Raw genomic sequence first — 8,177 nt, 5'->3', positions numbered from 1 at the left:
GCGTTTAGGTGCGAAGAAGGTGCTGACGCTGATCAACAACGCCGCCTATGTGGACTTGGTGCAGGGCGGCGAGATCGATATCGCCATTTCACCCCAGCAGGCGACCATCGGCAGCCTGCTGACCCACGTGCGCCGGGGCGATATCGTCAACGTCCACTCACTGCGCCGGGGCGCCGCCGAGGCCATTGAAGCCATCGCCCACGGCGATAAGCAGTCATCAAAAGTGGTGGGCCGTACCATCCGCGATATCGCACTGCCCGACGGCACCACCATCGGTGCGATTGTGCGCGGTAAAGAGGTCATCATCGCCCACGGCGATGTGATGGTTGAGAGCGGTGACCACGTGATTCTATTCGTGATCGACAAGCGCCGCATCCGCGATGTGGAGCGCCTGTTCCAGGTCGGCTTGACGTTCTTTTAAAGACACGTTTAACCGGCGCTTTTGAGGGACTAAATCTCGACCGCGCGGCCAATAAACTCAATCGGCCCGGTGGGCAGGCCAGTGGCCGAACCGGTTTCGTCTTCCAGCGTTAGCTCAAACAGCTGGTTATCCTCAAGAGGCGGCAGTTCATCCAAGCGCAAACGGATCGGCTGCCCAGGCTCCACTAAGCCAAGCGATACAGGGGCCTGCCACTCATCTGCCTTGGTCCAGAACTCTAACGCCTTACCTTCAGGCACTTCGAAGGTGCCCAACGGGATCAGCTCGATTTCCTGGCGCGATGAGGCCTGCACTACCCAACCCGCTGACTGTGTTTGCGGTGCCAGCAGAACCACCATGTACTCGGGGGTCGTCGGTTCAGTTACTTCATTGGCCAGCATCACGCCCAATACTAACGCCGCCGCTAAACCAAACCCGGCAGCGCCGCGCCAAAGCGACAGGCTGTGCAGCATGCGGCGAGGTCTTGGCGGCACGACAGAGGCAGGTCGAGCACGCTTAGCAAGCGCTTCCCGTGACGCTAGGCTGCGCTCAATACGCGGCCATAAATTGTCAGAAGGCGTTACCGGGTCGGTGATAGCGGTATAGGGCAAGAAGCGCTCTTCCCAAGCCATCACGGCTTGTTGCAATTCAGGCTCGTTAGGTAGTCGGGCCTCTAGTGCCTTACGCTGCTCTAACGACAGCGTACCCAGCACGTATTCACCCGCTAAAGTGTGGTCGTCTTCGTGTTCGTGCTGACTGGGGCGGCTCATGCCATACACTCCCGTAGGCGCAGCAAACTGCGTTTGATCCAGGCTTTTACGGTTCCCAGCGGCGCGCCGGTATGCGCCGCAATTTCCGCGTGGCTAAGGCCATCAACATAGGCGTGGAGTACGCAGTTACGCCGCTCCGGCTCAAGCGCTTCCAAGCAGCTATCCATCCGCTGGCCGGTTTGCCAATCGAAGGCTTCATCGGCAACGGAGGTGTGCTGAAAATGTTCATCGAGATCTAATTCGGTGGGATCGTGACTATCAAAAGTGACTTCACGGTCGCGATAACGGATGGCGTTCAGTGCCAGGTGACGCGCCACGCTAAATATCCACGTACGCGCGGATCCTTTGGCGGGATCAAAACTATCGGCACGCTGCCAAATATTAAGACAGGCATCGTGGACAATATCCTCGGCCATACCACGATCCTTGACGATTCTTATGACGACGCCTAATAGTCGGGCACCTTCATGAACATAGAGTTGGTGCAAGGCGTCATGCTCGCCACGGGCACAGTTGGCTAATGCCGCAGCATGATCAAATTCTGAAGACACGTCAGTCAAACCCTAGCTCCCTGGTGACGGCACCGACGCCAGTCGTCGTTCTCAGAGACAGCATAGCCGCTGGGGACTCGACAGACGAGCCCCCAGCGGAATTAACATTCCAGCCGACTTATTCAGCAGCCCAGAAGATATAGTCCGCCTGGTAGGTCACTACCGCGGTGGCTCCGTCGTGATCCATATCGCAGGCCACGTCCGGGGCAACGCCACCCTGGGTGTTCAGGCGCTGAATATAGCTAACACCGCTCATGGCGCCTTCGCCTTCAGCCGGGTTGGCTTCCACCAGTTGAAGTGGAATGTTGCCATCACCATTGGCAGCCGTGGCTAGCTGAGTGCCGGTAATTTTTGAGCCATCCAACGCTTCCCAGGTGGCTGGCGGGCCATAGTAGCTACCCACTTGGGTGCCATCGCTGTCGTTAAGCGCAGCGTGGGGGCCTTTGAATACCCAGCCCATGTTGCCGTCGTCCTGGGTTTCGCACATGTAGGTAATAGCGCCAACGCCAACGGTTTCGAGGGCGACGGTATTACCGTCCGGCACCTGGACTTCCGCGGGCGCCATGTCTGCCAGCGCGACGTGACTGAAGGATACAATCAAGGTAGCGGCAAGTGCTGCACGCGTAAGAGGTTGGATGGTCATTTTCAGTCTCCTAAAAGGTTTTTTATCAGCCGCCTTAAATAGCGCCTGTATAGGGATTACCCGCGAGGAGACGTATTGGATGCACTTTTTTTGAAAAAAATAAGATGGCCGATTATTGGCTTACCCCATCTACCACCACCTGCCGCGGGCAGGCACTCCCCTGTAGGTCAAAAAGATGGCAATGCTGGCCCGCTAAACCCAAGTCGATCGTTTGGCCTTCGGTTAGTTGCGTTAAGCCATCCAAACGCTGGGTTAAGGTAGCGTCGATGCCGTTCACCTGCAGATGCGCCAGGGTTTCGTAACCCAGCTTTTCCGCCACCATTAATCTCGCTGTCAGCCGAGCCTCTGCCTGTTCAAGCGATACAAAATCTTCCGCCCGCAATCCCAAAGTGGCGCCATCACCGGAATGGAGGTGTTTGCCATTGACCGCCACCGTCAGTGTCTCCCCGTTAGGCAGACGCACCACCGTTTGGCGCTCACCCGGGTCGACTACCGTAACCGGGAAGGTATTGATGCGCGGCGAGCCGATAAACTCCGCTACCTCTAAGGTTTTGGGAAAGTGATAAAGCGAGAGCGGCGCGCCTACCTGGGCGATTCTTCCCCGGGAAAGCAGCACAATGCGGTCAGCCAGCGTCATCGCCTCCACTTGGTCGTGGGTCACGTAGATCATGGTGGCGTTCAAGCGCTTATGCAGCGCAGCGATCTGCACCCGCATATCCACCCGCAGCGTGGCGTCCAGGTTAGAGAGCGGCTCGTCGAACAGAAACACGGCAGGCTCTTTGACCAGCGTGCGGCCAATGGCTACCCGCTGGCGCTGACCGCCGGAGAGGTCTTTAGGCTTACGCTCCAATAGCTCGGTGAGGTGCAACATCTCGGCGGCGTGTTGAACGCGGCGGCGAATTTCCGCTTTGTCGGTGCGGGCCAGCTTCAGGCCAAAGGCCATGTTCTCGGCCACGCTCATATGCGGGTAGAGGGCGTAGGATTGGAACACCATGCCGATGTCCCGCTCCTGGGGCGGAATCTCGTTGATCCGCTGGCCATCCAGCTGCATATCCCCTTCGCTGATATCTTCAAGCCCGGCAATCATGCGCAGCAGCGTGGACTTTCCGCAGCCGGAGGGGCCAACAAAAACTACAAACTCGCCGTCTTCGATGGTGAGATCGATATCCCGCGAGATTTCCATGCCATCAAAAGATTTACCGATACCACTTAGCGTTAGACGTCCCATGGTGCGTTCTCCTCAAGCTGGGAGCAGCGGGCAATGGCCACGCCATAAGGCGGAAGGGAGAGTTGCGGAAGCGACAATTGGCTGCCCTGCCACTCACCGGTTAGCCACGCGGGGGCACCAGCAATGGCTTCAGCGCCTTCAGGTGCCGAACGGGTGACCGTTTGACCGCTAAAATTCAGAGCAATTAGTAACCGTGTTTGCTGGTAGGTGCGCTCAAGACAAAGCACATCGTCGCGCACAGGGTGATAGCGCACATCGCCCTTCACCAACGCAGGCTGAGTCCGGCGGAAGGCTAAAAAATCGCGATAGGCATTGAGCAATGAATCGGTATCGTTATCTTGCTGGTCAACGGCGAGGCTAGCATGAGTGTCAGGCACCGGTAGCCAGGGTGTGCCACGACTAAAGCCCGCGTGACGAGCGTCCGCCTGCCAGGGGTGCGGCGTTCGGCAGCCGTCTCGGCCTTTATAAGCGGGCCAGAAGGTAATACCCGCAGGGTCAACCAACTGTTCAAACGTCAGTTGAGCTTCGGGCAGTCCCAACTCTTCACCTTGATAAAGGCATACGCTACCGCGCTGGGTGAGTAGAAACACCATATAAAGGCGCAGCTTATCGAGCTGCCCTTCCGCCTGCCAGCGAGTTGCCAGCCGCGTCACGTCGTGGTTGCCCAGCGCCCAGCAGGGCCAGCCATCGCCAATACGCGCTTCCATCTCGGTTAGCGTTTCGTGCAAGTAGCCGGGGTCGGCTTTATCGGTAAGCAGGTTGAACGAGTAGCACATGTGCAGCCGCTTACCGCCCTGGGAGTATTCCGCCATCACGCCCAAGGCGTCGTCGTCGCCCACCTCGCCCACGCTGGTGGTGCCGGGGTACTCATCCAACAGCGCGCGCAGCCGCTCCAGAAACACCAGGTTCTCCGGCTGGGTTTTATCGTATTGGTGAAGCTGGTAGCCATAAGGGTTGTCGGGGCGAACGCCCAGAAAACTTTCGGTCATCTCCTGGCGCGGCGGGTTATCTTTTAGCTCGCCGTGGGTGCAGAAGTTCACCGCATCCAGCCGGAAGCCATCCACGCCCCGTTCTAGCCAGAAGCGCACTTCCTCCAGCATGGCATCGACCACCGCAGGCGTGCGGAAATTTAAATCCGGCTGGCTAGCCAGGAAGTTATGCAGATAGTACTGGCAGCGGCGGGTGTCCCACTGCCAGGCGCTGCCACCAAATACAGATTGCCAGTTAGTGGGCGGCGCGCCATCGGGCTTAGGGTCGGCCCATACGTACCAGTCGGCTTTGGGATTATCGCGACTTTGGCGACTCTCTTCGAACCAGGCATGCTGATCGGCAGTGTGCGACATGACTTGATCGATGGTGACTTTTAGCCCTCTGGCATGGGCACCCTCGACTAAACGGTCGAAATCCTCCAGGGTGCCAAACATCGGATCAACATCGCGATAGTTGCTGATGTCGTAGCCGAAGTCTTTCATCGGCGAGGTGAAGAACGGCGACAGCCAAATCGCATCGACGTTAAGCGAGGCGATGTAATCGAGCTTGTCGATCACGCCTTGTAAGTCGCCATTGCCGTCGCCGTTGCTGTCCATAAAGCTGCGCGGGTAGATTTGATAAATCACGGCGCCGCGCCACCAGTCGGCTCCTTGGCTGCCAACGTAGTGGGAAGTAGAGGGTGTCTGCATCATTGTTTTGTCCTTGCCATAGTTCTTGACATAGTTCTTGTCACAGTTCTTGCTGATTACTTGGCATGATGCAGGGTTGCTCACGAGATAAAATCCTCCCCCCAGGGTGGCTCTGGGCGTAGGCGTTAGGAGTAGCCCGTCTGTCGACTTATTCCCCCTGAATATGCGCCAGCAACTGCCCCGCCAGGGCAATCGCTTCGTCGCGGCGTCGAATATTCTGCTTTTGATAGAGGCTGCGGATATGGGTTTTGATGGTGGTAGGCGCCACCGACAACTGCTCGGCGATCTGCTCATTGGAAAGCCCAGCGTGAATTAGTCCCAGGATTTGCCACTCCCGGCGAGTCAGTGGCGAAGTGCGGATCAGCTCGGGCACATCCGGCCTTGCGACAATATCAGCGATCACCGTTTCATCCAGCATTAAGCGTCGGGCGCTGCCAAAATCTTTCTGACGGCCCGCCAGCGCCAGCAACCGCTCTGCCCTCGCCTGCTCTAAGGCATCCAAGGTGCCGCTGTCGAGCAACCTATTCAGCAACTCCCCTAGCGGTTTGCCCAAACGCAGAAAGCTGCCCACCAGCGCGGTGCGGGAAGCCAAGCTCAGCGCTTGATGCATATGCTGGCAGGCTTGCTCCTCTCTTCCTGCACTCCACGCCACTGCGGCTAAGCAGAGCTGGTTACGATTAGCGTCCGTGACCAGCCCTAGCCTCTGGGTGTGCACTTCAAGAGCCTCTAATAGCGTGCAGGCTTCATCAAAGCGCCCCAGCAGCGTGAGCGCCCGGGCGTGGTTGCGCACATTGCACTGGGAAAAGTGGTTGGTAGCCTCTTCAGTGATGGGGGCCGGTGCTTCCTGGCGCCAGCGCTCTACCGCATCCAGATCCTGGGTGGAGTGCCACCAGGCCAGTAGGGTGGCGTGGGCATTTGCGACCCAGTCGATGTGGTAATCGCCTTCGGCAAGGATTTTACGCAGCCGCCGAATATGGTCAGCGCACTGGGCCTGGTCGCCGCGGCTTTGGGCGACTTTGGCGAGCTGAATGTGGCACTGAAGTGTCCAGCGCTCTCCCTGATTATCCAGCACGGCGATGCCTTTCAGCGCGGCCTGCTCGGCTTCGTCCAGCCGGTGCCACTCCCATAGCACCTGGCTGCGAATGCGGTAGAGAAACTCCGCCACGGGCAGATGCTCAAGCTCGGCCCGCTCCAAATGCGCAAAGGCGCGCTCCTGAATATCGTAGGCGGCCTGTAGGCGCCCCTGAGCCACCAGCGTCTCCGACTGATGGCAAAACGACCAGAGCAGCAGTTGGTGATCGTCACGCTGGCGGGCTTGAAGCTCTACCTCGCGAACCCGCTGCAGCGACTCTTCCAAATAGCCCAGCACAAAGCGCGCCTCGCTCAAGATAGCGGTGGCGGTCAGCGGCGTGGAAGCTAAATAGCGGGCGGGCACGGCTAGCGCTTGCTCGGCCAGCGGTGCGGCGCGCTCGGCGTTGCCTTGATTAATCGCCAACTGGGCGCGCAGGGTCGCGAATTCAGCGCTGAGCAGTTGCCACTCTGGCGCTTGCAACTGCGCTTCAATCCAGCCAATTACGCGTGCGGTAATATCAAACTGAAACTGAGCATGGGAGACCCAGCCATAGAGCAACGCATGTTCCGGAATGGTAGAGAGCCGCGGCTCACCGAGCAGGGCGAAACCCTTGGCCAACAGTGCATAGGCACCGCTCGCCAGTAAGGCGGGCCCTTGGGCGGTCAGTAGGCTTGCCACGTCATCGGGGGCCTCGGCGAGTATCGCCTGGCGCAGAGCCATCACCGGATCGTTCAAGGCTAACCACGCCTGGCTTGCGCGCTGGTGCAGCACTCGCTGGGTGGCCAAACTAAGCTCATGACGGCGGTGGCGGAGGTACTCGCCAAACAGTCGTTGAAAGCGGTACCACTGAGCATGGGGGTCGGGGCGTTCAATAAATAGCCCCGCTTGCTCAAAGGCTTCCAGGCGCTGAGTCAAGCGCTCCCCTTCCAGCAGGCGGGCCATAAGCTCAGGGGAAAAGCGCTCCAGCACCCCTAGCTGCAGCATTAGCTCGCGCTCTTCCAATGGCAGTGCAGCGGAGAGCAGTTCGTCAAACCAAGCGACAAAATCGGGATGGGCACCACTTAATCGATCAACCAGGGCGTCAAACCCTGCCCGCGTGGTGGTGCGCTCTACCAGCCAGCTCAACGCCATTACCCAGCCACCGCTTCTGCGCAGTGCACGCTCCAGACTTACTCGTGTGGGGGGAAAGCTCAGCTGTTCGGCACACAGGGTTTGCGCCTCTTCGCTGTCAAAGGCCAGCGCGTGAAGGTCGATCTCTTCCAATTCACCTCTTAGCCGCAGGCTTGCCAAACCCAATGCTGGCCTTGAGCGGCTGGCCAGCGTTAACGTCAGCCAGGGCGGCTGATGGCGCAGCCAGTGGGCGATCCCAGCTAAAATATCCGGGTGGCTAAGGTGTTCAAAATTGTCCACTACCAAACGACACGGCGAACGCTGTTCAGGCAACTCGCCAAGCCAACGCTCTAACTGCTCCACGCAGTCACCATCGTCTGCCACGGGTGAAAGCCGTATTTTCTCGCTTAACAGTCCATCGAGCGCTGCCTGCCAGTAGGCTAAAAACCGTGTGGGTTGGTTGTCGCGCTGATCCAAGCCCAACCAAGTGGCCTCTTGCTCCAGCGCGGGCAGCCGCTCAGCCAGCAGCGTGGTTTTGCCATAGCCAGGAGGCGCCTGCACCATCAGCAAACGGACACGATCATTTAACCCGAAATGGTCGTTAAGTCGCGGCCGGGCCACTACGCCAAGCGGTAGTGGTGGCGCTTTTAGTTTCTCTTGCAGTAGTGACATAAACGCTCCTGAGCAACCCTGCTAGCCGTGCACA

7 protein-coding genes are annotated in these 8,177 nt (G+C 58.7%); 1 reads left to right on the top strand and 6 read right to left on the bottom strand.

Going from position 1 to position 8,177, the window contains the following annotated elements:
- A partial coding sequence (locus tag JI62_RS12820; protein WP_276206567.1) for a TrkA C-terminal domain-containing protein occupies positions 1–421 on the top strand: 421 nt, incomplete at its 5' end.
- A 29-nt stretch (positions 422–450) separates the two neighbouring features.
- Here the strand turns inward: JI62_RS12820 and JI62_RS12815 are convergent.
- The 6 genes from JI62_RS12815 to malT form a co-directional block, all read right to left on the bottom strand.
- Positions 451–1,188, bottom strand: coding sequence for an anti-sigma factor (locus JI62_RS12815; RefSeq protein WP_088700536.1), 738 nt, complete (start codon positions 1,186–1,188; stop codon positions 451–453).
- The gene (locus tag JI62_RS12810; RefSeq protein WP_227406264.1) at positions 1,185–1,739 is read right to left on the bottom strand and encodes a sigma-70 family RNA polymerase sigma factor; all 555 of its coding nucleotides are present in this window, start codon (positions 1,737–1,739) and stop codon (positions 1,185–1,187) included. Before JI62_RS12810 ends, JI62_RS12815 begins: the two co-directional genes overlap by 4 nt.
- 118 nt (positions 1,740–1,857) lie before the next feature.
- Positions 1,858–2,382 (bottom strand): DUF3455 domain-containing protein, encoded by a 525-nt coding sequence (locus tag JI62_RS12805; RefSeq protein WP_088700534.1) that lies wholly within the window; start codon positions 2,380–2,382, stop codon positions 1,858–1,860.
- Positions 2,383–2,494: 112 nt separating this feature from the next.
- On the bottom strand, positions 2,495–3,610 hold the full coding sequence (gene ugpC / locus JI62_RS12800) for a sn-glycerol-3-phosphate ABC transporter ATP-binding protein UgpC (RefSeq protein WP_088700533.1): 1,116 nt from the start codon (positions 3,608–3,610) through the stop codon (positions 2,495–2,497).
- Positions 3,598–5,292 carry an alpha-glucosidase gene (locus tag JI62_RS12795; protein ID WP_088700532.1) on the bottom strand — a complete coding sequence of 565 codons (1,695 nt, stop codon included), beginning with the start codon at positions 5,290–5,292 and terminating at the stop codon, positions 3,598–3,600. The genes ugpC and JI62_RS12795 overlap by 13 nt, the downstream gene beginning before the upstream one ends.
- A gap of 145 nt (positions 5,293–5,437) precedes the next feature.
- Positions 5,438–8,143 carry an HTH-type transcriptional regulator MalT gene (gene malT, locus JI62_RS12790; RefSeq protein WP_088700531.1) on the bottom strand — a complete coding sequence of 902 codons (2,706 nt, stop codon included), beginning with the start codon at positions 8,141–8,143 and terminating at the stop codon, positions 5,438–5,440.
- Positions 8,144–8,177: the final 34 nt, after the last annotated feature.

The organism is Halomonas campaniensis (genome assembly GCF_002211105.1).
Taxonomy (GTDB): Bacteria; Pseudomonadota; Gammaproteobacteria; order Pseudomonadales; family Halomonadaceae; genus Vreelandella; species Vreelandella campaniensis_A.
This window is presented reverse-complemented; position numbering and strand designations above follow the sequence as displayed.

Bases quoted from the DNA above. Each gene is read 5' to 3' on its own strand.
- JI62_RS12815 (WP_088700536.1), bottom strand. From the start codon at position 1,188: ATGAGCCGCCCCAGTCAGCACGAACACGAAGACGACCACACTTTAGCG.
- JI62_RS12805 (WP_088700534.1), bottom strand. From the start codon at position 2,382: ATGACCATCCAACCTCTTACGCGTGCAGCACTTGCCGCTACCTTGATT.
- ugpC (WP_088700533.1), bottom strand. From the start codon at position 3,610: ATGGGACGTCTAACGCTAAGTGGTATCGGTAAATCTTTTGATGGCATG.
- JI62_RS12795 (WP_088700532.1), bottom strand. From the start codon at position 5,292: ATGATGCAGACACCCTCTACTTCCCACTACGTTGGCAGCCAAGGAGCC.
- malT (WP_088700531.1), bottom strand. From the start codon at position 8,143: ATGTCACTACTGCAAGAGAAACTAAAAGCGCCACCACTACCGCTTGGC.